The following is a 25,361-nucleotide window of genomic DNA, read 5'->3' as shown; positions in this document are numbered from 1 at the left end:
ATTAGCTTCCCCTTTTTATATATCAATACTATTGATTATTGTTGACTAAGTACTCTAAATTGAGTTCTTCTGTTAGCTAAGTGCTCTCTTTCAGTACAAGAAACACCATCAGCACATCTGTTTACTAATCTAGTTTCACCATATCCATTAGATACAATTCTTGAAGAATTGATTCCTTTAGAGATTAAGTAGTTAGTAACCGCTTGCGCTCTTCTTTCAGATAAAGATCTGTTAGATGAAGCAGAACCTCTAGAATCTGTGTGAGATGCAATCTCTACAGAAACACCACCAGCAATAGCAGGTAATAATTTTGCATCAATTTCTCTTTTAGCAGCTTCTGTTAAAGTAGCAGAACCTAAGTTCCAGTTTATGTTAAGGTCATTGTATTCTAATAAAGTACATTCTACTTCTTTCCAAGTAGTTAAACCACCTTTTGTTTGTAAAACTTCTTTAGATACTGTTTTAGTTATAGCAGGAACAGTATTTTCAACAACTTTAGAATCTTCAGCTAAAACTGTTTTCTTTAATGTAGCAGTTTGTTGAGGAATATCAATAGCTCTTGTAGTTGGAGGCGTTACCATTACAGTACGCTTCATCGTTTTAGTTACAGCAGGAATAGAAACCACTTTTGTAGTCTCAGGAATAATAACAGTTCTTGTTACTGTTTTAGTTTCTTGAGGAATATCAATTACTCTAGTTGTAGGAGGTGTTACCATTACAACTCTTTTCATTGTTTTTACTTGTTGAGGAATTTCAATAACTCTTGTTGTTGGAGGTGTTACCATTACAGTTTTGTTAACCTCTGTAGTTACAGCAGGAATATCAATTACTCTAGTAGTAGCTGGTCTTACAACAGTTTTAACTGAATAAGTTCCCATACCACAATCATCGTTAGATGAAGATGTATCACAATCAGGAGTTCTAATAAAAGAAGCATCAGCAGATAATTCCGTAGTATTTACAGTAATGTTTTGAGCAGGTACGCTCTTATAACACCAGTATCTACAATCGTTAGGATCAGCAGATTGACATTCAGCAGCTGGAGTATCACTCATTTGCCATTTAGCAGTAGCTGGTTTTGTTTCAATAACTTGGTAGTTAGAAGAGAAAGATGCAGGTACAATTCTTAAAGAAGTACCATATTCTCTCTTTTTGTAAGTTCTAGTTTCTGTTCCGTATTCTGCAGGAACAACTTCTAAACGTTGACCAGCTTCGCTAGTTACAACAGTAAAGCTTTGGTTTTCGTAAACAGCAGGAACAATTTGTAATTTTTGGCTAGCTGGTTGCGTTACAACTTGAAAAGATTGCGTTTCGTAAACAGCAGGAACAAGTTCTAAACGTTGAGAAGCTTCTTTAGTTACAACCGTTTCCGTTTGTGTTTCTGTTCTTGAAGCAATTTTCTCTAAACGTTGTGAAGCTTCTTGTACAGTTACTTCAAAAGTTTGTGTTTCATATACAGCAGGAACAACTTCTAAACGTTGGCTTGCATTAGCAACAACTACGTCTTCCGTAACCGTAGTATATTTTGCTGGTACTGTACTTAACTTTTTGTACGCTGGAGATACTTGAATAGTTACATCTTGATTCACCCATACATCTGGTGTTACACATCGAACGTAACATTTTCCTGGTTCAGGATTTGTTGGTAAATCTTGAGCAACTGCAGAAATGCAAACGACAAAAGATAAGATTGTTAGTAAGGTTTTTTTCATTTTTAAGTAATTTAATGGTTAAATATTAATATTGTTCTAATTTTCAGATACTTTACGAGTAGTAACAACTCTAATTTCCAACAAAATTAAAACTTATCAAACTAATTATTGATTAAACATTAAGAACTCTTTAACATTTCGATAAAATACATTTTTACTCGATGAAACACTTAGTCGTTTTTTAAATTACTGATTATTAGGCAGAAAACTTTAAAAATCGCTCAGCAAGTCTAAAACATAGGTGTGCATCTTATTCGTGTAATCTAAATGTGTAACTAATCGGAGTTTGTTTTCCCCCATTCCTACTATATATACTCCTTTGTTTTCTAATTTATGGATAAAGGCTTTAGAGTCGATCTCATTTTGTAATTCAAAGATTACAATATTTGTTTCCACGGGCTCTACTTTTTTAACATAGGTTGCTTTGGTTAAAATTGCTTCTAATTCTTTAGCTTTAGTATGATCCTCTTCTAGTCTTTGTATATTATTATCCAAAGCATAAATTCCTGCAGCAGCTAAATAGCCTCCTTGTCGCATTCCACCTCCAAAAATCTTTCGAATACGCATGGCTCCTTCCATTATTTCTTCATCTCCAACTAATACAGAACCAATAGGACAACCTAATCCTTTACTTAAACAAACAGAAATGGTATCAAATACATTTCCATATTGTTCTGTAGTTTCCTTTTTTGCAACCAAAGCATTCCAAAGTCTTGCTCCATCCAAATGCAAACCAAGTGTATTATCATCACAAACTTTTCTAATTTTTTGTAGTTCGTTAAAATCCCAACAAGCTCCTCCTCCTTTATTGGTTGTATTTTCAACTTCCACTAAACTCGATAATGCACTATGATAAAATTCTGGAGGATTAATACTATCTATTACTTGTTGCGCTGTAAACATCCCTCTGTGTCCTTCTATTAACTTACAAGAAACACCACTATTAAAGCTTGCTCCTCCTCCTTCATAATTATAGATGTGTGCGTATTTATCACAAATTACTTGTTCTCCAGGATTTGTATGTAACTTAATAGCTGTTTGATTTGCCATTGTTCCTGAAGGGAAAAACATTGCTTTCGGTTTACCAAACATTTCCGCTATACGGGCTTCTAAAGCATTAACCGTAGGGTCTTCCTTATATACATCATCTCCAACAGATGCTTCCATCATAGCATTTAGCATTGCTTTCGTTGGTTTTGTTACTGTATCACTTCTTAAATCTATTATCATTATGGTTTCTATTTAAAACTACTGTAAAATTAAACGAAAATAAATTTTTAGACAGCGTATTAAAGTATATTTTTGTTGAAAACATACTACATTATGATTACTACAGATCAAATTAAAGATCTTAATACACGTCTTAGTGCGCTAAGGCAATATCTTTGACTTAGATGCTAAGTTAATTGAAATACAAAACGAAGAAGAACAAACTTTCGATCCTAATTTTTGGAATGACTCTAAAGCTGCGGAAGTGATTATGAAATCGCTTCGAGAGAAGAAAAAATGGGTTACTGATTATGACACCTCTAAAACATTAGTGGAAGATTTAGAAGTCATCTATGAATTCTTTAAAGAAGACGAAGCTACTTTACAAGATGTAGAAACTCGTTTTGAAAAAGCAACAATTTCTATTGAAGATCTAGAATTTAGAAACATGCTTTCTGAAGAAGGAGATAGCTTAAGTGCTGTTTTACAAATTACTGCTGGTGCTGGAGGAACAGAAAGTTGCGATTGGGCAAGTATGCTCATGCGTATGTATTTAATGTACGCTGAAAAAAGTGGTTTTAAAGTAAAAGAACTTAATTATCAAGAAGGCGACGTAGCCGGAATTAAAACCGTTACGCTAGAAATTGAAGGTGATTTTGCTTTTGGTTGGCTTAAGGGCGAAAATGGCGTACATCGATTAGTACGTATTTCTCCTTTTGATAGTAATGCAAAACGTCATACCAGTTTCGCTTCTGTTTACGTGTACCCTTTAGTAGATGATACCATAGAAATTGAAATCAATCCTGCAGATATAGAAATTGTAACCGCTCGATCTAGTGGTGCTGGAGGACAGAATGTAAATAAAGTAGAAACTAAAGTCCAATTAACACATAAACCTACTGGAATTCAAATATCCTGTTCTGAAACACGTTCGCAACACGATAATCGCTCTAGAGCACTTCAAATGCTAAAATCGCAATTGTATGAAATGGAATTACAAAAGCAATTGGCACAACGTGAAGATATAGAAGCTGGTAAAATGAAAATTGAATGGGGAAGCCAAATACGTAATTACGTAATGCATCCTTATAAACTAGTAAAAGATGTTCGTTCTGCGCATGAAACTGGAAATGTAGATGCGGTAATGGATGGCGATATTGGTGGTTTTTTAAAGGCATATCTCATGATGATGGGGCAGCAAACTACAGAAACAAATAACTTATAACCTAAAGCGCTATATGATAACAATATACCATAATAACAGGTGCAGTAAGTCTCGCTGCGGACTAGAAATATTAAAGAATTCTGGTCAAGAATATAAAATAATTAATTACCTTGAAACCGTTCCCAATAAAGCAGAGTTAACCAAAATAATTAACTTACTTAAAATCAACCCAATAGATTTAGTAAGAAAAAACGAAGCTATTTGGAAAGAGAATTACAAAGGCAAAGCATTAACAGACGCCCAAATAATAGATGCAATGATTACATACCCAAAGCTAATAGAAAGACCTATAGTTATAAAAGGTGATAAAGCAGTCATTGGTCGTCCGCCAGAACTAATACTTGAATTAATAACATAACTTACAATAATCCCTAAAACAAAAATAAGCCCAAATCCCTACCTACATTATGATTTTAATATACCACAACCCAGAATCAATAGAGTCTATTGAGTGTCTTAATATTTTGAAAAAAATAAAAAAAAGACATAAGGTAATTAGACATATAGACAACCCATTAACCGAAAGAAAACTAAAAAGAATAGTTAAACTTTTAAATATTAAGCCCATTCAACTCATTAGAACAGAAGCTACTATTTGGAAAGATCATTACCAAGAATTAGTTTCTAATGTTGACGAATTTGAAGATATAGAATACATAAAAATGATGACTGAATTTCCAAGTCTCATAAAAATACCAATTGTTATTAATGGCGACAAAGCAGCAATTTGCAAGCCGCCAGAAAAAATACTAAGCATACTAGCTAGCTAATATAGAAGGCTTCAAGATTTAATTATTTTGGAGCTTTTTTTTATTTAACAAACTTTTAACCAAACCCATTTAAACCATGGTTTATTTTTGCTGTCTTACGCTAAAAACTAATCATGACTAAACAATTTTTCGCATTCATTTGCATTTTATTTTTCACATTACATTCTTTTGCTCAAAAAGAAGTAACCATTACAGGAAGTATTTTAGAACAGGAAACGCTACAACCTCTAGAATATGCTACAGTTGCTTTTTTTAGTAAAAAGGAAAACAGAATGGTTACTGGAGGTATTACAGACCAAAATGGAAACTTCAGTATCCCTGTTACTGCTGGACTGTATGATGTATCGGTTGAATTTATTGGTTTTGGTACAAAGACAATTGCAGATCAAAAACTTTTTGCAGACACTAATTTAGGAAAACTATTTCTTAGTGAAGATGCAGAATCTTTGGATGTGGTAGAAATTATTGCAGAACGTACTACTGTAGAAATTAAATTAGACAAAAAAATATATAACGTTGGTAAAGATCTTACCGTTCGTGGTGGTACCGTAAGTGATGTATTAGACAACGTACCTTCGGTTGCAGTAGATGTGGAAGGAAATGTATCTTTAAGAGGACAAGAAAATGTACGTATATTAATTAACGGAAAACCTTCCGGATTAGTTGGTTTAAACTCTACAGAAGCATTACGTCAATTACCAGCAGAATCTATTGAGAAAGTAGAAGTTATTACTTCGCCTTCCGCAAGATATGATTCAGAAGGTACTGCCGGAATTATAAATATAATCTTACGAAGAAGTAAATTACAAGGATTAAATGGAGCAATAACTACAAACGCTGGTTATAACCCTTCCGCAGGAATATCTGGAAACATAAACTACAGAACAGGAAATGTAAACATATTCAATACCACTGCTTACAATTACAGAGAATCACCAGGAAGTTCTTTTACAAATACAACCTATAAAGATGCTGGAAATAGAATTAAAGAAACGAAAGATTACGAACGTATTAGAAAAGGATTTAATACGAATTTAGGTTTAGAATGGTACATTAATGATTCTGCTTCATTAACTACTTCTATTTTTTATAGCGATAACAATAATGAAAGTAACACTACAAATAGCTTAGTTCAATACGACATTAACAATGCACTAACTAGTTCAAGTTCTCGTTTTGACCCAGAATTAGAAGATGACAAAACCATTCAATACGCTGCTAATTTTACAAAAAACTTTAAAACTAGCGGACACAAGCTTACTTTCGATTTTCAATACGAAGACAGTACAGAAGATGAAAACTCTCTAGTAGAAGTAAACGATATTTTAACTGAAAAAGTAGGTACGCTTGAAGATCAAGAACGTATTTTATTACAAGGAGATTATGTATTACCAATTGGAGAAAAAGCACAATTTGAATTAGGTTATCGTGGTAACTTCAACAATCTATCTACAGATTATGAGGTAGCACTTTTAGATGATACCAATGCTTTTTATGTAGATAACGATCTATCCAATATATTAAACTATAGAGAATATATAAACGCTGTTTACACACAATATGGTAGTAAACATGGAAAATTTTCTTATTTATTAGGTTTACGTTTAGAAAATACTAGAATTACTATAGACCAGCCATCTAGTTATGATTATAGTAAAAAAGATTACACCGGTTTATTTCCTACTGTAAATTTAAATTATGAATTATCAGATGCAGAAAATGTAACGCTTGGTTATAGCAGACGTTTACGTAGACCTCGTTCTAGATATATAAATCCATTCCCATCTCGTTCTAGTGTATCTAGTGTTTTTCAAGGAAATCCAGATTTAGATCCTAGTTATTCTGGTACTTTTGATCTTGGTTATTTAAACCGTTTTGGAAAAGTAACACTGAATACATCTGCGTATTACCAACATGCTACAGACGTATTTAACTTTATCAGTTTTGACACAGGAGAAACCGTAAATGTAGATGGTGAAGATGTATCCATAATACAACGTACACCTATTAATTTATCTAGCGAAGATAGATATGGTTTTGAATTCACACTTATGTACAGAGCATCTCGTAAATTTAATACCAGCGCAAACTTTAATGTCTTTAAATCTAAAACCGAAGGTGTAGATCCAAACGGAGCAGATTTAGGTAACGAAAACACGAGTTGGTATGCAAGATTAAATACTAAATATACATTACCTGCAGATATAGAATGGCAAACAAGTATGAATTATAGTGGTCCGAGTGAAGACGCACAAAACAAACGTGAAGGTGTTTTTTCAACCAATATAGCATTTAGTAAAGATTTATTTAAAGACAAAGCGTCTATTGCTTTTAATATTAGCGATTTATTTAACTCTAGAAAACGTACTATGGAAACAAACACAGATACTTTTTTTAGTACTAGTGAGTTTCAATGGAGAGAACGTAGTTTCAACTTATCTTTTACCTACAGATTTAATCAAAAGAAAAAAGAAAGAGGCTCTAGAGGAAGTGGTGGAGATGAAGAATTTGAAGGATAACATATAATAGCATACCCTTTTGAAATTGCAAATTATAAAGCAATCTCATAAATTAAGAAACAGCTCCTACCCTATTAAAAGGTAGGAGCTGTTTCTTTTATGGTAAAATTTGATCCATAGAAATATTAAAAGGGTCCCAAACAAAAAAAAGGGGAAACACATTGTGTTTCCCCTTTTTAATATATAAACTTAAAGCTTATGCGTTACGCGCAGCTTTTTTCTCGTCTCTTTTTTCTTTTAAAAACTCCATTAAAGAACCACCAATCCAGTAAGGTATAATAAAAGTCATTAAAAATATCATTAACCAGAAACCTATAGTTAAAATGGTTAAGAATGCTAAAAAGCCTAAGTATTGGTCAAATTCGAACATAATTTTTTTTGGTATCTTATTTGTTGATATTGCAAATATAAAACAAAGTGTTTTTTTATGCAATATAAAATGTAGAATTATTAACAGAGTTATTAATAGTAGTTTTTTAGATTTATTCTAAAAATTTGATGAAATACATTTCAGCTATATCTACTCTACATAAATGCACTTTGTATCTTAGAATAAAATCGAAAAGAACAACTATAAAGCTATTCACTGTTTTTAAAGTATTAATGATAAAACTATCCAACTAACCTAAGGGAATTATAACACATAAAAAAAGCATTATAAAATGTGCTGTACTAAGATTGGTTGTATATTAGCGAGCTTAAAATAAAACAGTTATTGTTTACTATTAATTAGCATATACTTATGAAGTCCCTATTTTCGAACTTACTATTTAAAGTTTTTCTAGCAATAGTTTTAGGAATTGTTTTCGGACAATATTTACCTGAATCCATAAATCGAGTTTTTACCACTTTCAATGCGTTTTTTGGACAGTTTTTAAATTTCGCAATTCCGTTAATTATAATGGGTTTAATAATGCCTGCTATTTCCGATTTAGGAAAAGGTGCTGGTAAATTATTATTACTTACCGCTGGTATTGCTTATGGTTCGACCTTGTTTTCTGGGTTTATGACGTATTTTACTGCTTCTAATATATTCCCACTACTTTTAGAATCTCATGTTAATGACGCTGCTCATATTTCCGATTCTAGTCCAGAATTATTACCTTATTTTAGTATCAATATTCCGCCAGTATTAGATGTAATGTCTTCTTTAGTTCTGGCATTTGTAATTGGTTTAGGACTTGCCGCACAGGAGAAATCTACTTTGAAATCGGTGGTCAAAGATTTTCAGAAAATTATAATGCAATTAATCGAAAACGTAATTGTACCATTATTACCACTCTTTATTTTAGGAATATTTGCAAGCATGTCTTTTAGCGGAAAAGTATTCTCTATTCTTTCTGTATTTATCAGTATTATCGGAGTTATTTTTGCCCTACACATTTTACTACTATTACTTCAATATACTATTGCAGGTATTCTTACAAAAAAGAATCCATTAAAATTATTAGCAACTATGATGCCTGCATATTTCACGGCATTAGGAACGCAATCTTCGGCAGCTACTATTCCGGTTACCTTAAAGCAAGCTTTAAACAATGGTGTTTCAGAAAAAATTGCAGGATTTGTTATTCCTTTATGTGCTACCATTCATCTTTCTGGTAGTATTATGAAAATTACTGCTTGCGCTATGGCACTAATGATTTTACATGGTATGCCTTTTGATTTCACACTCTTTGCAGGATTTATCTTTGTATTAGGAATCGCTATGATTGCAGCACCTGGAGTACCTGGAGGAGCAATTATGGCTGCTATTGGGATCTTACAATCTATGCTAGGTTTCAATGAAGAAATGTTAGGATTAATGATTGCCTTATATATTGCAATGGACAGTTTTGGAACTGCTTGTAACGTTACTGGTGATGGCGCGATTTCTTTAGTCGTTAACGAAATAACCAAAGAAAAAGCAACTGCTTAATTTTAAAGTTATAGACGAAAAATTATAGGTTTTCTTTTTTTTCCTTACGAAGTGCTCTGGAATAATTCTAGTAGCATTTGTATTGGTCAGATGTTTATGCTGTCGCTTCAAACGGAAGAATTGGTATCCCCTATTTTCCTATACGAAAGCGAATTCCCTTTTTTACTCTGAATATTTCTCGTATTCATTTTCTAAAAATCAAATAATATTCTAACAAATAAACACAAAAACATATCCTCCAATAAACCATAAATACGTAAATTTACATCGTTAAAATTAGCATCAATATTATGGAATACAGAATAGAAAAAGACACAATGGGGAACGTTAACGTTCCTGCAGACAAACTTTGGGGAGCGCAAACAGAACGTTCTCGTAACAACTTTAAAATTGGTGCAACTGCATCTATGCCTTTAGAAATTGTTTACGGTTTTGCTTACTTAAAAAAAGCGGCAGCATTTACTAACTGTGAGTTAGGTGCTTTAGCTATTAAAAAAAGAGATCTTATTGCACAAGTATGTGACGAAATTTTAACTGGAATGCATGACGATCAGTTTCCGTTAGTAATTTGGCAAACGGGTTCTGGTACGCAAAGTAACATGAACGTAAATGAAGTTATTGCGAATAGAGCACAACAAATTGCAGGAAGAGTTATTGGTGAAGGTGAAAAAGTAATTCAGCCAAATGATGATGTAAACAAATCACAATCGTCTAATGATACCTTTCCTACAGGAATGCATATTGCTGCCTATAAGAAAATTGTAGAAAATACCATTCCTGGCGTAACAAAACTACGAGATACGTTAAAAAAGAAATCGGAAGAATTTAAAGACGTTGTAAAAATTGGAAGAACGCATTTAATGGATGCTACACCACTTACACTTGGTCAAGAATTCTCTGGTTATGTATCGCAATTAGATCACGGATTAAAAGCACTACATAACACATTAGACCACTTGAGTGAACTTGCACTTGGTGGAACAGCGGTTGGTACTGGTTTAAATACACCTAAAGGATACGCAAAACGTGTTAGCGAATTTATTGCAGAATTTACAGGATTACCTTTTATTACTGCACCAAATAAATTTGAAGCTCTTGCTGCACACGATGCATTAGTAGAAACACATGGCGCTTTAAAACAACTAGCAGTTTCTTTAAATAAAATAGCAAATGATATTCGTATGATGGCTTCTGGTCCTCGTTCTGGTATTGGCGAAATTTCTATTCCTGCTAACGAACCTGGAAGTTCTATTATGCCAGGAAAAGTGAACCCTACACAATGTGAGGCCTTAACAATGGTTTGCGCACAAGTAATGGGTAATGATGTAGCGGTTAGTGTTGGTGGTATGCAAGGACATTATGAACTTAACGTCTTTAAACCAATGATGGCTGCAAATGTGTTACAATCTGCCCAACTAATTGGAGATGCTTGTAAAAGTTTTGAAGAACATTGTGCTGCAGGAATTGAACCTAACCATGCGGTTATTAAAGAATTACTAAACAACTCTTTAATGTTAGTTACTGCTTTAAATACCAAAATTGGATATTATAAAGCTGCTGAAATTGCAAACACAGCACATAAAAATGGTACAACACTTAAAGTAGAAGCTATAAATCTTGGCTATGTTACTGCTGAAGATTATGACGCTTGGGTAAAGCCAGAGAACATGGTTGGTGGCTTAAAATAACGATTAACCGCTTTGTTTTATCGATAAAAAACATAAATTTAAATTATTTTAATATATTTGTAAACAAATAGTTACAAAGTATTTACCTTAAAAAAAAATCTAAAACAAATGAAAAGAAAATTACTTACTTGTTTATCTATACTTTCTATAAGTACAATGATATTCGCTCAAACAACTTTTGAATCAAAAGTTATAATAGATAGTTCTACTGGAGCTAACCCGTATGCCATTGATTCTGGATTACTAGATAATGATGCATTTGTAGATATAGTTATTGGTACAGATGGAGGTAATACTGTTGAATGGTACAGAAACAACGGAGATGGTACTTTTGATACTCCAATTACTTTAGTTGCTACTGGAGCAGAAGCTTTATTATATGTTGAAGGTGTGCATATTGCAGATCTTGACGGAATTAATGGTAATGATATTTTAGCTACTAGTTATGGAAACAGTAATTTAGTATGGTTTGCAAATAATGGTGACGGTACTTTTGCTAATGCAGTAACTATAGGTAATTCACTTATTTCTGGAGCTGGAGCTGTAACTACTGGTTATATTGATGCAGGCTCAACTTTAGATGTTGCCGTTCTTGCATATGGTTCCAGTGATGTCTTTTGGTTTTCTAATGATGGTTCTGGTAATTTTACAGGTCCTAATACTATAGCATCAGTTCCATCAACTGGTCCTGGAGCTATTGATTTAGTAGATTATGATGCAGATGGTGATTTAGATGCAGTTATTGCTAATACAGATGCTGGTACAATTGAAATTTATGATAACAACCTATTACCTAGCGGTGCAGGAACTGTTTCTTTTACAAAATATATGAATACGGTAAGCTCTGGAAATGGTTATTTATTTGATATAGAAGTTAAAGATGTAAATGATGATGGTACTCTTGACATTTTAAAATCAGATAACAACCCAAGTGGAGGTAGCGCTAACATTGCTTACTACACTAAAAATAGTAGTGGTACTGCAACTACATTTGAGCCAACTACTATAGCTACATCCATTACTAGAACTTCTTTAGTAAAAGTTGCAGATTTTGATAATGATGCAAAAAATGATTTATTAGTAGCATCTGATAGAGCTACGCAACCCCAAGATGTAATCTGGTTGAAAGTAATGATTCTGGTGGGTTTTCTTCAGAAATCCCATTAGATAACACACAATCTACTATTTTTGGTATGACCATTAATGATTTTGATAATGATGGAGATTTAGATTTTGCAACTGTTAGCTATTATCAAAATGACTTAAACTGGTTTGAAAATAAATTAATTACTCTTGACGTAGAAGAAAACACTATCCAAGAAATCACAATGTACCCAAACCCAACAACAAACAGTTTACATTTTAAAGGCAATATTGCTGGAGATTTAAACGTTTCTGTTTATAATGTTTTAGGAAAACGCGTTATAAATAACGTTGTAAAACTTGGACAATCTTTAGATGTTTCTAAACTTACCAATGGTGTTTACATTATTAAGTTTAACGACTACAACACTACGTACAAGTTTGTAAAACAATAAATTTTTACATTTTATAAAATTTAAAGCGTTGGCATATTGCCAACGCTTTTTTATTTCCCTAAATTTATACTTTAATAAAAATCTATGTCCGTACTAATTACCAATATTAAAGAACTACTACAAGTTAGAGATACCAACGTTTTAAAGGTTTCTGGAAAGGAAATGAAAATACTTCCTACCATTAAAAACGCATACCTATACATAGAAGATGATACTATTGTAGAATATGGTAGCATGCAAGATTTAACCTCCTTAGAAGCGGAGCAAGTAATAGATGCCACAGGAAAGACTGTACTACCTACTTGGTGTGACTCGCATACACACATTGTTTATGCAGGAAACAGAGAACAAGAATTTGTAGATAGAATTAACGGATTGAGCTATGAAGACATTGCAAATCGTGGTGGCGGTATCTTAAATTCAGCCGAAAAACTTCAAAACACAAGCGAAGAAGATTTATACCAACAATCTATCCAACGAGTACACAAAGTCATGAAACTTGGTACTGGTGCATTAGAAATTAAATCTGGATACGGATTAACGGTAGAAGCAGAATTAAAAATGCTTCGTGTTATAAAACGCATTAAAAAAGAATTCCCTATAAAAGTAAAAGCAACTTTTTTAGGTGCTCATGCTTTACCAAAAACATACAAGGAAGATAAAAAAGGCTACCTCGATTTAATAATAAACGAGATGCTTCCTAAAATTGAAAAAGAACAGCTTGCCCATTATATGGATGTGTTTTGCGAAAAAGGCTATTTTAGTTTAGAAGATACCGATCGATTACTTACAGCAGGAAAAAAACATGGCCTAACTCCTAAAATTCATGTCAATCAATTTAACGCTTTTGGCGGAATTGCGCTTGGGGTAAAACATAATGCACTTTCAGTAGACCTTTAGAAGAATTAAAAGACGAAGACATTCAAGCCTTAAAAGGTAGTAATACCATTGCTGTTGCACTACCTTCTTGCTCCTACTTTTTAAGCATCCCATATACGCCTGCTAGAAAAATTATAGATGCCGGATTGCCTTTGGCTTTAGCTACAGACTATAATCCAGGCTCTACACCAAGCGGAAACATGAATTTTGTAGTAAGCACTGCTTGTATAAAAATGAAAATGACACCAGAAGAAGCTATAAATGCAGCAACCATAAATGGTGCCTATGCTATGGGGATTTCACATCAATACGGAAGTATTACCAGAGGAAAGAAAGCAAATCTAATCATCACAAAACAGGTACCAAGCTATAACTTTTTACCGTACGCTTTTGGTGAAAACCATATAGATACTGTAATAATAAATGGAACCATCCTATAACTTTAACTTAAAGAATATCAAACCAGTATCTAAATCCTGCATTGCATTGGGTTTAACAGATTTTGTTTCGGTTTGTAACTATGTAAAAGAACTACCTTACGGAAGAAATACAGACAGAGCTAACTACACTTCTATTCTACAAGAAAACAAAGGGACTTGTTCTACAAAACACGCCTTTTTAAAAGAAATTGCTATGGAAAATGAAGCAGATCATATGCTGTTTTATTTATGCATTTATAAAATGAAGGAAGCCAATACTATAGGAATTGGTGAAATTTTAGCAAACTATAATTTAGCGTATATTCCGGAAGCACACACGTATTTAAAGTTTCAGAATAAAATATTAGATTTTACAAGAATAGAAGAAAGTCAAACCTCCTTTAAAAATGCTATTCTATTTGAAGAAGAAATCCTTCCGAAACAAATAGGAGATTACAAGCTAGCTTTTCATAAAAACTATATTAAAACCTGGATTAAAGATAATAACATCCCCTATTCCTTTTCAGAAATCTGGAATATAAGAGAAACTTGTATTTCACAATTAAGCAAATAAAAAAGCCCGAAACTAGATAGCTTCAGACTTTTAAATGGATTAATTACTAACTTTTATTTTAAAGAAAACTCATTGCTTGAAATTAATTCTTTGTTATTAAAAACATTTACTACGTAACGCCCTTTTTCAAAATCGCTATCCTCTCTTGCAGAAACAAATTCGCAAACATCTAAAGAATTATTCTCATAATTAAACTTACTAATAACACTATAATTTAAGCTTTGATCATCAAACTGTACTTGCGCATTTTCTCCTAAAATATTATTATTAGGACCAATTACTTGCACATAAAACTCTTGATCTCCAGCCTGTACTAATCTATTTTTAGCAACCGTATAACAAACTCTAATCTTATCTACACGTCTTGCTCTTTCTGTAGGAATTAATTTTCCAGAACTACGTTCTATAACACCATATCCTTTTAAACCAACCGTATTTAAAACGGCAGCAGTTTCAACAACTTCAGCTAAAGCAGTATTTTGTACTAATAGAGAATCTGTAAACATCGTACGTTCTTCTAATCTAACTTTCGTACTATCTAAAGAGGTTGCTAATAATTGGTTTTCTACTTTCAATCTATCGTTCTCCACTAAAAGAACATCCATTTCTTTTTGTAACGATAAATACTTTTGTTTGTATTTCCATAAGCTACCAATATTAGCTTCCGATACTTTTAAAGAATCCATTAATCCTTGAATACGTTCCTTAGCTTCCACTAATTTTTCATTAGAAATATCATTCTCACCAATAGCAATGTCGTATTGTTTTGCCATATTACTCAAATCATTCATTACTAATTGCTTTTCTTTAGTAAGCTGTACCTCGTTTTCTTTTTTCTCTTGATATAATTGAGAAGTATAAAATCCAGTTCCTAAAAATAAAGCCAATGCAATACCTAAAGCTACTTTTAATCCTATGCTATTTTTTTTATCTGTCATAATTACTTGTTTTTAAGGTTAAAATTTAGAGCGTAATTGTTGTTTCAAATATATTTATTATTTAATATTATAATTCTTGTTTCGTGTAAAAAAAATGTACTTTTAATTACTTAAAAAAACAGATTTCATTTTATGGACAAATTGGTTTTATTTAACGACACAAAACTAAAAAGCTTGCTTAGCAAAAGACCAAAAGAGTCAAAATTTGGCGAACACATTAAAGTATTATCCGCTGTTTCCAATATATACGAGCAACTTATAAATTTAGATGTTAGCTATGTTTTAATTGGTTTACCTGAAGATGTAGGAGTTTTCGCAAATCACGGAAAACCAGGCACTTCCACTACTTTTCATGCCGCAATTAAAATTTTGTTAAATATACAAAGCAACCAATTTACACATGCTAATAAAGTCCTTATTTTAGGACATTTAGATTTTAATGAAGCACAAGAAAAACTACAAACGCTAGATCAAACTAAAAAGAAAGATGTAGAAAAAGCTCGAAAAATGATACAAAAAATAGACAAACAGGTGTCTAATTTAGTGCATACCATTGTTAAGGCTGGTAAAATACCAATTATTATTGGTGGCGGACATAACAACGCTTATGGTAATATTAAAGGAAGTTCGCTCGCTTTAAACACCTCTGTAAATGCTGTTAATTTTGATGCACATACCGATTTTAGAGATGAAGAAGGAAGGCATAGCGGTAATGGTTTTAGCTACGCTTTCGCGGAAGGGTTTTTAAATAATTACTTTATTTTTGGATTACATGAAAACTATAATTCACAAAATATTTTAAACCATATTGTAAAACAAAAACGGATTGCTTTTAATACGTTTGAAGCAATTGCTGTTCGAAGAGAACTAAAGTTTAAAAAAGAAATGGAGCGCGCTTTAAAACATGTTTCTGCAAAACCTTTTGGTATTGAAATAGATTGTGATGCCATTGAAAACATACCAAGTAGCGCCATGACACCAAGTGGATTCTCGGTTACTAAAGCTAGAAGCTTTGTAGATTATTTCGCTAAACATAAAAACGCAACGTACTTACATATTTGTGAAGCGGTTGCCACTCCAGAAAACGAAACACAAGTCGGTAAATTAATAAGCTATTTAATCACCGATTTTATTAGAGCAAACACCACCAAATAATGTCTAAAATTCAATTAGAATTCCTGCGATTAGGTTTTTCATTCGCTATTTTTATATTTATAATAACCCTATTGTTTATGGAAATAAATCAAGTCAAATCCGATTGGTTTCGTGATTTTTCTAAAATACTTTCTACTCCTGTTTTTATTGTCAGTTTCCTTATTCCTATTTGGTTGGTTATCGATTTAATTCGAAAAAAAGTAGCCGATAAATCGATCTTCAACCTTACCTTTTTTATATCTTCAATATCTTTATTACTCCTATTCTTTGCTATAATATTTATTAAATAATACTATTTATTAGGAAAAATAAAAACGAAACATTAATTTTATATAAGTACTTATATAACTATTTATATTCATGGATGCATTACAAGGTTTCGGAGAATTAGCAATAGGTTCCAGATTAAAACGAATTAGTGAGTTTATGATGAAGGAAACGCAACTCGTATACAATCACTTTAACATAGACTTTGACCCGTATTTGTTTCCCACTTTCAAAATAATAGCCAATAAAAAAGGAGTTACCAATACAGAAATTAAGGAGTCTTTAAACATATCACAACCTGCCGTTACACAAGCATTAAACAAATTATCTAAAAAAGGATTAATAGCGGTAACAGCTTCAAAAACAGATAAAAGAAAAAAAAATATTCAGCTTTCCAAAAAAGGAAAAAATTTTCTTATTCAAATTATACCTATTTGGAATGGCATCGATTCTATAATTAAAGAATTCACCATGGATTCTTCATCCTCATTAATAGAACATTTAAACAAATTAGAAAGCAAACTAAATGCACAGTCTTTAAGTCAATTAATAATAGATAAAATAAAAATGAATACACCAACAACATTAGAAATCATTGCTTATGATAACATGTACGCTAAAGATTTTTACAACTTAAATATAGAATGGTTAAAAAAATATTTTGTTGTTGAGCCTTATGATGAAGAGGTGATTAGTAAGCCTGATACATATATTATAGCTAAAGGTGGTTATGTCTTTTTTGCTAAACTAGAAAATGAAATTGTTGGCACAGTAGCATTAATGCCAATAGAAGAAAAAGGAACTTTCGAGCTAACAAAAATGGCAGTTTCTCCTGCACATAGAGGTTTTAAAATCGGACAAAAACTCATGCAACATTGTTTAGATTTTGCAAGAGAACAAGAATTTAAAAGACTACTACTCTACTCGAGCCGAAAACTAGAAAATGCAATCTACATTTATAGAAAATACGGATTCATAGAACAGCCATTAGAAAAAGATTCGCCATACCAACGTAGTGATATTAAAATGGAATATCCTTTATAAACAAGAAAAGATGTCTGTTGGAGCGCTGTCCAAAAATTAAAGAACTTACTTTAAAAGTATTTCGACTGCGCGACATATGAAATTGAAATCAAAAAGACGCTTCAAAAATTAGAAGCGTCTTTTAATCCATTAAACTTAAATATTAAATTTGTTCATCTCTTGTGTTATAGTTTATGCTACAACACCTAGTTTTTCTTTTTTAGCATTATTAGTTTCTTTCACTTCAAATTGGTTAGAGGTATTATTTTCTCCTCCTGCTTTTAAAGCTCTATCACCTGCAAAAAAGGCTTTATGATCATCTCCAAGATCAGAACCTGCCATTCTTTGGTGCTTCACACAAGAAACTCCTTTTCTAATTTCTTGTCTTTGTACACCTTTTACATAAGCTAACATACCATCTTCCCCAAAATAACCTTCGGTTAAATCATTCATATGCAATGCTGTGGTATGGTACGTTGGCAATGTAATTAGGTGGTGAAAAATACCAGCTTCTCTTGCGCCATCTTTTTGGAATGTTTTGATTTTTTCGTCTGCGCGGAAGCACAATTCAGTATGATCATATTCTGCATTCATTAAATTATTTCTGTCATAAGCAGTCATGTTTTCTCCTTCTGCAAGCATTTCTTCAAATACTTGTTTACGGAAATTTAATGTCCAGTTAAAAGATGGTGAATTATTATAAACCAATTTCGCATTTGGCACCACTTCTTTCACTCTATTTACCATATGTGCAATTTGTTTCACATTTGGTGTTGGTGTTTCAATCCATAATAAATCTGCGCCATTCTGAAGACTGGTAATACAATCTAAAACCACACGATCGATGTTTGATCCGTCTTTAAATTTATACAATCCGTTTGGTAAACGTACCGGACGTACTAATTTACCATCTCTTTTAAGTAATACATCATCTTCTCTAGCTTCATCAATAGCAATTTCTTCTGCTTCTACAAAAGCTAAATACTGCGACGCTAAATCTCCTGGCTCTTGACTTACTGGAAGTTTTTGTGTTAAACCTGCTCCTTCCGAATCTGTTCTTGCTACTATAATTCCATCCTCTATTCCTAATTCTAAAAAGGCATAACGAATAGCATTTAATTTCGCTATAAAATCTTCATGTGGCACGGTTACCTTTCCATCTTGATGTCCGCATTGTTTTGCATCCGACACCTGATTTTCTATCTGAATCGCACAAGCTCCTGCTTCAATCATTTTTTTAGTTAATAAATACGTCGCTTCTTCGTTTCCGAAACCAGCATCAATATCTGCTATAATTGGAACGATATGTGTTTCAAAATTATCGATTTGATCTTGTACATCTTCCCCTTTTTCTAATCGTTTAAATAAATCATTTAATTCGATGGCATCTGCCTGACGTAGAAAATCATAGATTTCTGCTATAAGACTTGGTACTGCTGTTTTTTCATGCATAGACTGATCTGGTAAAGGTCCGAATTCTGAACGTAATGCAGCAACCATCCAACCAGAAAGGTATAAGTATCTTTTGCTTGTTGTTTTATGATGTTTTTTAACGGCAATCATTTTTTGTTGGGCCACAAATCCGTGCCAGCAACCTAATGACTGTGTATAATTCGAAGAATCGGCATCGTAAGCAGCCATATCTTCTCGCATAATTGCTGCTGTATATTTCGCGATGTCTAAACCTGTTTTAAAACGATTTTGTGTCACCATTCTAGCTGCGCTTTCTGGATTTATTGCATTCCAAGTATTTCCATACTTTGCTTTAAGATTTCTTACTGTTTCTAAAGCTGAACTATAATTACTTTCTGCTAAATTTTTCATAATTTTGTATTTACGTATTAAGATTTTTTTCTAGATTTTGATATTGTTGTCTCGCAAACTATTGCAGTAGTTGCGAGACTTTTTTTTCCCTTAGTATGCGATAGAACTTCGTTGTGAAGTTTGGAGATACAATAAATACTAGTGTTTTTTATTTTTAGCATAGCATTGTTATGGTGAAAATAAAAGGCGCTGCGCAGCGATAGTATTTGCAGTAGCTCCAAGCTGTAATAGATTTTCTATTGTATGCTATGGGTTAAATGTATTGGTATGCTGGAAGCGTTAAAAACTCTTCAAATTTTTCTTGTGTTACTAATTTTTCAAACAACTGAATTGCTAATTCAAACTTGGTATCCTCTATCTTATCGGAACCAATTATGGTAATGATTTTTTCGACTTCACTATCAAAAATGGCATCAAATAAGGTTCTTGTAAACAATCTGCCATCCTCTAGTTGGACTTCGTTTTTAAGCCATTGCCAAACTTGTGTTCTGGATATTTCGGCCGTTGCTGCATCTTCCATTAAATTGTAAAGTGCTACTGCGCCATGACCTCGTAGCCAAGCTTCGGTATATAAAATACCAACGTTAATATTTTTTCTAATTCCTGCTTCGGTTACGGTACCTTGAGGGATTTCGACTAAATCTTCAGCGGTAATATGTACATCTTCACGAAGCACATTTAATTGGTTTGGTGTTGGCATGTATTTGTTAAATTCTTGCATAGCAACGGCAACCAAATCTGGATGTGCAACCCAAGTGCCATCGTGACCGTTTTTGACTTCGCGTTCTTTATCTTTTCTAACTTTTTCTAAAGCCGCAGCATTTGCTTCTTCATTATTTTTAATCGGAATTTGCGCTGCCATTCCACCAATAGCAAGAATTCCTCTTTTATGGCAACGTTGAATAACTAACTTCGAATAGGCATCCATAAACGGCGTAGTCATCGTTACTTGATCGCGATTAGGAACTACAAAATTTGGATGGTTTCTGAATTTCTTGATATAGGAAAAAATATAATCCCAACGACCACAATTTAATCCTACAATATGCTCTTTCAATTCATAAATAATTTCGTCCAGCTGAAAACTTGCAGTAATCGTTTCTACTAAAACCGTTGCTTTAAAGGTTCCTTGTGGTACATCTAAATATTCTTGTGCAAAAGTAAATACCTCATTCCACCAACGTGCTTCTAAGTAATGTTCTAATTTTGGAAGGTAGAAATAAGGAGCCGTTCCGTTTTCCATCATGGTTTTTGCATTATGAAAAACATATAAACCAAAGTCTACTAAACTTCCTGAAGCCTCTTCATTATTAATAAGAATATGTCTTTCGTTTAAATGTAAACCTCTTGGTCTTACTAATAAAACCGCTGTTTTACTATTTAATTGGTACGACTTATCTTTTCTAGCATCATATAAAGAAATCGTCTTATTATTGGCATCTATTAAGTTTTGTTGTCCTTCAATAGTATTCGACCAAGTTGGCGCATTACTATCTTCTAAATCGGCCATAAACGTTTTGGCACCGGAGTTTAAGGCATTAATAATCATTTTTCTGTCCACAGGACCCGTAATTTCAACACGTCTGTCTTGCATGTCTAAAGGAATTCTTCCTGCAGTCCATTCGCCTTCTCTAATATTTTTAGTCTCTCTAGGAAACTCTGGAAACTTTCCAGTATCAAAAACGGCTTGTTCTTGTTCTCTTCTACTTAATAACTCTACTCTTTTCGAATTAAACTTTTCATGCAAAGCAGTTATAAAAGCGAGCGCATTATCGGTTAAAATTTCAGGATAGTAATTTTTTACGGATTTCGCGAATTGGATCTTCGTTTGTTTTAAAAGTGTGTTTTCCATGTTGTTATGATTTTACTCTACAATATTAAAACAAACTTTTTAATAAAACAAGCGAACGTTCGCTAAATTTTATATTTCCGCTTTTTTTATAAAGTTCGCAATATTTTGTATCTTTGATTTTATAATTATGGAAGAAGAATATATAAAGCTCATATTTGGCTTGAAACTCAAGCAAATACGCACAGACAAGGATTTATCGCTTTTTGGTTTATCGAAACTTTCTGGACTCTCAAAATCGTATTTAAACGAAATTGAAAAAGGAAAAAAATATCCGAAACCGGATAAAATTGCAACACTTTCGGAAAAATTAGATATCCCTTACGATCAAATGGTATCTTTAAAACTGGATAAGAACCTCGCTCCTATTGGTGAGATTCTTCAATCGAAGATTTTAAAAGAAATTCCGTTAGAAGTCTTCGGAATCAAAGAAAGTACCTTAATAGAGATTGTAGCGAATGCTCCTGCAAAAGTGAATGCTTTTATTAGTACCATTATTGAAATTGCACAGCATTATAACTTTAGTAAAGAAAGTTTTTACTTAGCCTCGCTTCGTTCGTATCAAGAAGCAAACAATAATTATTTTAATGATTTAGAGGAAAGTGTTATTGCTTTCGCTAAAGCATATCAAGTCGATTTAACCCAACCGATTACTTCCAAAGACCTGGAAGATATTTTAGTGGAAGAATACGGTTATACCATTCATAATAACGAATTAGACAAACATAAAAGCTTAGATAATTTGCGTTCTGTTTTTGTCCCAAAAAACAAAAACTTACTGTTAGCAAGTGAAATTGATGATGCACAACGTACTTTTATTTACGCGAAAGAATTAGCTTATAATTATTTAAAATTAGAAGATAGATTATACACGTTCTCATGGATAAAATTTGAGAATTTTGATCAGGTGTTAAATAATTTTTATGCTTCGTATTTTGCAGGAGCATTGATTTTACCTAAAGCATTAATCACAGAAAAACTAAAACTCCTTTTTAATAAAAAGACTTTTGACACTTCGCTTTTTGAGAAAACAATGCAAAGTTTTAATGCTTCGCCAGAATCTTTTTACCAACGTTTAACGAATATTTTACCTAAGGAATTTAATATTCAGAATTTATTCTTTTTACGATTTACGCATAAAGCAGGAACGGATAAATATCATCTTAAAAAAGAATTGCATTTATCGCATCAACATTCTCCTCGCGCCAATGAAACCAACGAGAGTTATTGCCGACGTTGGGTTTCTTTACATGTATTAAAAGAAATTAGCGTCAACAATAAAGAACATGTATTTGATATGCAAATATCGAATTATCCAAGTGATAACATGAAGTATTTAGTGCTTTCCTCTGCGACTAAAGATCCGTTTAGAGAAAACCATTACCGAAGTATTAGTATTGGATTACTAATAAATAAACAACTTCTTAAAAAGCTTCAGTTTGCGGAAAACAAAAAGATAATAACCCAAGATGTTGGTGTTACTTGTGAGCGATGTGCCATTCAAAATTGTGAAGTTAGAAAAGCGCCAGCTATATTTTTAGATCGCATAGAAAAAAATACTAAAATTGAAAATGTGGTTGCAGAATTAAATGAGCGGTTTAGTTAGGAAGAATTTGTTTCACTGTGAATTACAAATCCTCCGAATTTCTTTATCCAGAAATCCACCTCCTTTTAACTAAAAGGAGGAGCCAGTTCTAATAACACGTATTTAATTATTTGAGCTCTCCTCTTATTTTAAGAGGAGAATGAATTTTGATTTTCCGTAAAGAAAATCAGAAGAAAGAGGAGTTAATTTAAACAAAAGAATACCTACTCTTTTATAAAGTCAATCGAAAAATCTGTAACACCCTTAAAATTTTCAGGTTCCGTATAATATTCAAAATTTGAAGCTTGATTTGAATTAATAAAATCACCATCATTAACTTTAGTCATCGCATTATATACAATATCTCCTTTATCATTAATAAATTTTATTTTTATATATCCTTTTAACTTTGAAGACGTCAAGTTTCTAATCATTCCCACTACAGCCCAAGCAAACTCATTGTCCTTTTTTATTTTTACATTTTCAACACTTATATCGACACTTTTAATTATACTTTTTTCAACTTCTAAAGCCTTAATAGAATCAATCTGACGTTGTAATTTTTCAATTTGCAACGACTCTTTATCTACAGCAGGAATAGATTTAATAGAATCTAAAATCTTCTGGGCAGTTTCTATGGTTTTTGTTTCGTCTACAAAATAGTAACCAATACCTTCACTAGATCTCCAAGCTTCGTTTAATTGGTCGTACACTGTTTTCTCCCATTGACTCGGGTGTTTAGCATCAATCCAAACGACATCTCTGTATTCGCTATCAATTAAGGCCAAATCCGGAGTTGCAGAGCCATCAAATTGAGCACTTTCATCTCTAATAGCAGAAACAGTTCCTAAGAAAAACATACGTTTTCTACCAGCGATATCTTTAATATACGGTCTAAATTCTACGGGTTTGTTTACCGACCAATCATATTCTTTTCTAGACTCTATTACTTTTAAAGGCATTGCCGAAACTCCAGCATACCCTTGCTTTTTTGAAGCATGATCATAATAATACAAAGCATCTGTACCATCTGCAGGAACAAATACACTATAGGTTAAACTGGTGCGTTCATCACCAACCGGCTCTAAACCGAACCAATGATATAAACCACTATACGCACTTACTTTGGTATCTGAAAAATCGAAATCGGTTACAAATGGTTGCTGATTTTGATCGTTTGGTAAATTCGGAATCTTCACCGCTGTTTTCATATTCCATGGTAATGGATCACTAAATCCGCCAAGAAACTTTAAAGATTCTGCTTGTAAACGAGAAACTTTTTCCGATAAGGTATTCTGCTTCGTTAAATATGGATGGTTTTGCATTTCTACAGGTGAAATAAAAGTTCCTTTACCAATAGTAACACGTTCTAGATAATCGTTAAAATCGTGTTCTCCACTATCTACAACCATAACACCTCCAAATGTTGGATATGGAAATAAGAAACCTTTCCACTTGATTAAACTTACTACTTCGACCCATTTCCCGGAATCATTTTTCATATAAAACGTATCGCTTGGTTCGTAATTAAAAAGCATCCAAGGATTAAAACGTTGCACTACTGCATTGTATGTATTTCTACTAAACTTTAAAGATTCGCCAATAGAAAAAGTTACCGAAATTCTGTTTTCGCTAGAAAAACGAGGAAAAGGTGTGGTACTAGATACCGCAAAAACTTCTTCGGTATTATCACTCATTCCTTGCCAAACGTATTTCTCTGTAGGTTGGATTGCCATAGTCCATTTATTCAAGCCATCCACTCTAACTAAATGTGGCAAAGAAACATCTTTAGTTTCACCAACGCTTTCGTTAGCCATAGAATAAATATTTCGTAAAGGCTGAATACGTTCGTTTTGCGTTAAAGGCAATTCGTTGATTTCAATTTTATTGAGATTATTAAAAACATTGTATGTTTTCATGTAATCGTACATTTTAAAATGCCAACCTGCAATATAAAGGGTTCCAAAGAACAGCATCATCATTACCAAAACACCAATTCTACTTCCTCCGGATGCCGTATTTCTAAATCTTCGTAAACCAAAAAAGAGCACGATAGCACTTAAAAGAATTACAAAAATGTACTTTCTAACAAATAGTAAAGCTGGTTGATAATCGTCACGCAATACAAATAGTGTGATGATTAAAACTAGTAACCCTATAATTACTATTCTTTTTTGCTTCCCTCCTTTTTTCCAGTAGTTTTTAATCATTGAAAATTTATTTTTTTATTCCCGTGAAAATGGAAATCTTATTTTTTTGTTTTATTTTT

20 protein-coding genes and 1 pseudogene are annotated in these 25,361 nt (G+C 32.6%); 14 read left to right on the top strand and 7 right to left on the bottom strand.

Translation table 11 applies throughout. The features are described 5' to 3' along the window. Window positions 1-35: 35 nt before the first annotated feature. Together AMD28_RS19105 and AMD28_RS13470 are read right to left on the bottom strand one after the other, a co-directional pair. Window positions 36-1,712 carry an OmpA family protein gene (locus tag AMD28_RS19105; RefSeq protein ID WP_055444671.1) on the bottom strand — a complete coding sequence of 559 codons (1,677 nt, stop codon included), beginning with the start codon at window positions 1,710-1,712 and terminating at the stop codon, window positions 36-38. 210 nt (window positions 1,713-1,922) lie between these two features. After that, window positions 1,923-2,942 (bottom strand): threonine aldolase family protein, encoded by a 1,020-nt coding sequence (locus AMD28_RS13470; protein WP_055444670.1) that lies wholly within the window; start codon window positions 2,940-2,942, stop codon window positions 1,923-1,925. A 93-nt stretch (window positions 2,943-3,035) separates the two neighbouring features. On the opposite strand from AMD28_RS13470, the gene prfB reads away from it, so the two are divergent. The 4 genes from prfB (at window position 3,036) to AMD28_RS13450 (ending at window position 7,435) form a co-directional block, all read left to right on the top strand. Continuing rightward, a protein-coding gene (gene prfB / locus AMD28_RS13465; RefSeq protein ID WP_152975614.1) for a peptide chain release factor 2 occupies window positions 3,036-4,146 on the top strand; the annotation gives its coding sequence in 2 pieces (ribosomal slippage) (window positions 3,036-3,098 and window positions 3,100-4,146; 1,110 coding nt in all). A 13-nt stretch (window positions 4,147-4,159) separates the two neighbouring features. Beyond that, window positions 4,160-4,504, top strand: coding sequence for an arsenate reductase (glutaredoxin) (arsC, locus tag AMD28_RS13460; RefSeq protein ID WP_055444668.1), 345 nt, complete (start codon window positions 4,160-4,162; stop codon window positions 4,502-4,504). A gap of 106 nt (window positions 4,505-4,610) precedes the next feature. Beyond that, window positions 4,611-4,916, top strand: a complete 306-nt coding sequence (locus AMD28_RS13455; RefSeq protein ID WP_241492513.1) for an ArsC/Spx/MgsR family protein — start codon at window positions 4,611-4,613, stop codon at window positions 4,914-4,916. Window positions 4,917-5,029: 113 nt separating this feature from the next. Further along, window positions 5,030-7,435 carry a TonB-dependent receptor gene (locus tag AMD28_RS13450; protein WP_055444666.1) on the top strand — a complete coding sequence of 802 codons (2,406 nt, stop codon included), beginning with the start codon at window positions 5,030-5,032 and terminating at the stop codon, window positions 7,433-7,435. Window positions 7,436-7,631: 196 nt separating this feature from the next. Here the strand turns inward: AMD28_RS13450 and AMD28_RS18720 are convergent, their stop codons facing one another. Then, a complete protein-coding gene (locus AMD28_RS18720; protein WP_162838505.1) occupies window positions 7,632-7,805 on the bottom strand; it encodes a hypothetical protein in 174 nt (57 codons plus the stop codon). A 372-nt stretch (window positions 7,806-8,177) separates the two neighbouring features. Between AMD28_RS18720 and AMD28_RS13445 the strand changes: the two genes are divergently transcribed. The 6 genes and pseudogenes from AMD28_RS13445 to AMD28_RS13420 all read left to right on the top strand — a co-directional run bounded on the left by AMD28_RS13445 (window position 8,178) and on the right by AMD28_RS13420 (window position 14,451). Then, a complete protein-coding gene (locus AMD28_RS13445; RefSeq protein WP_055444665.1) occupies window positions 8,178-9,353 on the top strand; it encodes a dicarboxylate/amino acid:cation symporter in 1,176 nt (391 codons plus the stop codon). A 290-nt stretch (window positions 9,354-9,643) separates the two neighbouring features. Then, the gene (gene fumC, locus AMD28_RS13440) at window positions 9,644-11,041 is read left to right on the top strand and encodes a class II fumarate hydratase (protein WP_055444664.1); all 1,398 of its coding nucleotides are present in this window, start codon (window positions 9,644-9,646) and stop codon (window positions 11,039-11,041) included. A 108-nt stretch (window positions 11,042-11,149) separates the two neighbouring features. Beyond that, window positions 11,150-12,208, top strand: coding sequence for an FG-GAP repeat domain-containing protein (locus AMD28_RS13435; RefSeq protein ID WP_083478321.1), 1,059 nt, complete (start codon window positions 11,150-11,152; stop codon window positions 12,206-12,208). 26 nt (window positions 12,209-12,234) lie between these two features. Further along, on the top strand, window positions 12,235-12,579 hold the full coding sequence (locus AMD28_RS13430; protein ID WP_055444662.1) for a T9SS type A sorting domain-containing protein: 345 nt from the start codon (window positions 12,235-12,237) through the stop codon (window positions 12,577-12,579). Between the two features lie 84 nt (window positions 12,580-12,663). Next, window positions 12,664-13,898 (top strand): annotated as a pseudogene (gene hutI / locus AMD28_RS13425) (imidazolonepropionase). After that, window positions 13,882-14,451: a hypothetical protein gene (locus AMD28_RS13420; RefSeq protein WP_152975613.1), complete on the top strand. Its 570-nt coding sequence runs from the start codon at window positions 13,882-13,884 to the stop codon at window positions 14,449-14,451. The pseudogene hutI and the gene AMD28_RS13420 overlap by 17 nt, the downstream one beginning before the upstream one ends. A 53-nt stretch (window positions 14,452-14,504) precedes the next feature. On the opposite strand, the gene AMD28_RS13415 is transcribed toward AMD28_RS13420, so the two are convergent. Further along, window positions 14,505-15,389: a hypothetical protein gene (locus tag AMD28_RS13415; RefSeq protein WP_055444661.1), complete on the bottom strand. Its 885-nt coding sequence runs from the start codon at window positions 15,387-15,389 to the stop codon at window positions 14,505-14,507. Window positions 15,390-15,521: 132 nt separating this feature from the next. Here AMD28_RS13415 and AMD28_RS13410 point away from each other — a divergent pair, with 132 nt between their 5' ends. From AMD28_RS13410 to AMD28_RS19100, 3 genes are all read left to right on the top strand, one after another. After that, on the top strand, window positions 15,522-16,544 hold the full coding sequence (locus AMD28_RS13410) for a formimidoylglutamase (RefSeq protein ID WP_055444660.1): 1,023 nt from the start codon (window positions 15,522-15,524) through the stop codon (window positions 16,542-16,544). Further along, window positions 16,544-16,834, top strand: a complete 291-nt coding sequence (locus AMD28_RS13405; protein WP_055444659.1) for a hypothetical protein — start codon at window positions 16,544-16,546, stop codon at window positions 16,832-16,834. Before AMD28_RS13410 ends, AMD28_RS13405 begins: the two co-directional genes overlap by 1 nt. A 70-nt stretch (window positions 16,835-16,904) precedes the next feature. After that, a complete protein-coding gene (locus tag AMD28_RS19100) occupies window positions 16,905-17,855 on the top strand; it encodes a GNAT family N-acetyltransferase (protein WP_083478320.1) in 951 nt (316 codons plus the stop codon). Window positions 17,856-18,026: 171 nt separating this feature from the next. Here AMD28_RS19100 and AMD28_RS13395 read toward each other — a convergent pair whose 3' ends face one another. Together AMD28_RS13395 and aceB are read right to left on the bottom strand one after the other, a co-directional pair. Next, the gene (locus AMD28_RS13395) at window positions 18,027-19,658 is read right to left on the bottom strand and encodes an isocitrate lyase (protein ID WP_055444658.1); all 1,632 of its coding nucleotides are present in this window, start codon (window positions 19,656-19,658) and stop codon (window positions 18,027-18,029) included. Window positions 19,659-19,911: 253 nt separating this feature from the next. Then, entirely contained in the window at window positions 19,912-21,510 is a 1,599-nt protein-coding gene (gene aceB / locus AMD28_RS13390; protein ID WP_055444657.1) for a malate synthase A, read from the bottom strand. Window positions 21,511-21,637: 127 nt separating this feature from the next. Here aceB and AMD28_RS13385 point away from each other — a divergent pair, with 127 nt between their 5' ends. Continuing rightward, window positions 21,638-23,113 (top strand): helix-turn-helix domain-containing protein, encoded by a 1,476-nt coding sequence (locus AMD28_RS13385; protein WP_083478319.1) that lies wholly within the window; start codon window positions 21,638-21,640, stop codon window positions 23,111-23,113. Between the two features lie 203 nt (window positions 23,114-23,316). Here the strand turns inward: AMD28_RS13385 and AMD28_RS13380 are convergent, their stop codons facing one another. Continuing rightward, window positions 23,317-25,302: a hypothetical protein gene (locus tag AMD28_RS13380; RefSeq protein ID WP_241492512.1), complete on the bottom strand. Its 1,986-nt coding sequence runs from the start codon at window positions 25,300-25,302 to the stop codon at window positions 23,317-23,319. Window positions 25,303-25,361 lie beyond the last annotated feature (59 nt).

The organism is Lacinutrix himadriensis, from assembly GCF_001418105.1.
Lineage (GTDB): Bacteria > Bacteroidota > Bacteroidia > Flavobacteriales > Flavobacteriaceae > Oceanihabitans > Oceanihabitans himadriense.
The sequence above is the reverse complement of the archived record's forward strand: the minus strand, read 5'-3'. Positions and strand labels throughout refer to the sequence as shown.

Bases quoted from the DNA above. Each gene is read 5' to 3' on its own strand.
- AMD28_RS13385 (WP_083478319.1), top strand. From the start codon at position 21,638: ATGGAAGAAGAATATATAAAGCTCATATTTGGCTTGAAACTCAAGCAA.
- AMD28_RS13405 (WP_055444659.1), top strand. From the start codon at position 16,544: ATGTCTAAAATTCAATTAGAATTCCTGCGATTAGGTTTTTCATTCGCT.
- AMD28_RS18720 (WP_162838505.1), bottom strand. From the start codon at position 7,805: ATGTTCGAATTTGACCAATACTTAGGCTTTTTAGCATTCTTAACCATT.
- AMD28_RS19105 (WP_055444671.1), bottom strand. From the start codon at position 1,712: ATGAAAAAAACCTTACTAACAATCTTATCTTTTGTCGTTTGCATTTCT.
- AMD28_RS13420 (WP_152975613.1), top strand. From the start codon at position 13,882: ATGGAACCATCCTATAACTTTAACTTAAAGAATATCAAACCAGTATCT.
- AMD28_RS13450 (WP_055444666.1), top strand. From the start codon at position 5,030: ATGACTAAACAATTTTTCGCATTCATTTGCATTTTATTTTTCACATTA.
- AMD28_RS13430 (WP_055444662.1), top strand. From the start codon at position 12,235: ATGACCATTAATGATTTTGATAATGATGGAGATTTAGATTTTGCAACT.
- aceB (WP_055444657.1), bottom strand. From the start codon at position 21,510: ATGGAAAACACACTTTTAAAACAAACGAAGATCCAATTCGCGAAATCC.
- AMD28_RS13410 (WP_055444660.1), top strand. From the start codon at position 15,522: ATGGACAAATTGGTTTTATTTAACGACACAAAACTAAAAAGCTTGCTT.
- AMD28_RS13415 (WP_055444661.1), bottom strand. From the start codon at position 15,389: ATGACAGATAAAAAAAATAGCATAGGATTAAAAGTAGCTTTAGGTATT.
- AMD28_RS19100 (WP_083478320.1), top strand. From the start codon at position 16,905: ATGGATGCATTACAAGGTTTCGGAGAATTAGCAATAGGTTCCAGATTA.
- AMD28_RS13445 (WP_055444665.1), top strand. From the start codon at position 8,178: ATGAAGTCCCTATTTTCGAACTTACTATTTAAAGTTTTTCTAGCAATA.
- fumC (WP_055444664.1), top strand. From the start codon at position 9,644: ATGGAATACAGAATAGAAAAAGACACAATGGGGAACGTTAACGTTCCT.
- arsC (WP_055444668.1), top strand. From the start codon at position 4,160: ATGATAACAATATACCATAATAACAGGTGCAGTAAGTCTCGCTGCGGA.
- AMD28_RS13435 (WP_083478321.1), top strand. From the start codon at position 11,150: ATGAAAAGAAAATTACTTACTTGTTTATCTATACTTTCTATAAGTACA.
- AMD28_RS13380 (WP_241492512.1), bottom strand. From the start codon at position 25,302: ATGATTAAAAACTACTGGAAAAAAGGAGGGAAGCAAAAAAGAATAGTA.
- AMD28_RS13395 (WP_055444658.1), bottom strand. From the start codon at position 19,658: ATGAAAAATTTAGCAGAAAGTAATTATAGTTCAGCTTTAGAAACAGTA.
- AMD28_RS13470 (WP_055444670.1), bottom strand. From the start codon at position 2,942: ATGATAATAGATTTAAGAAGTGATACAGTAACAAAACCAACGAAAGCA.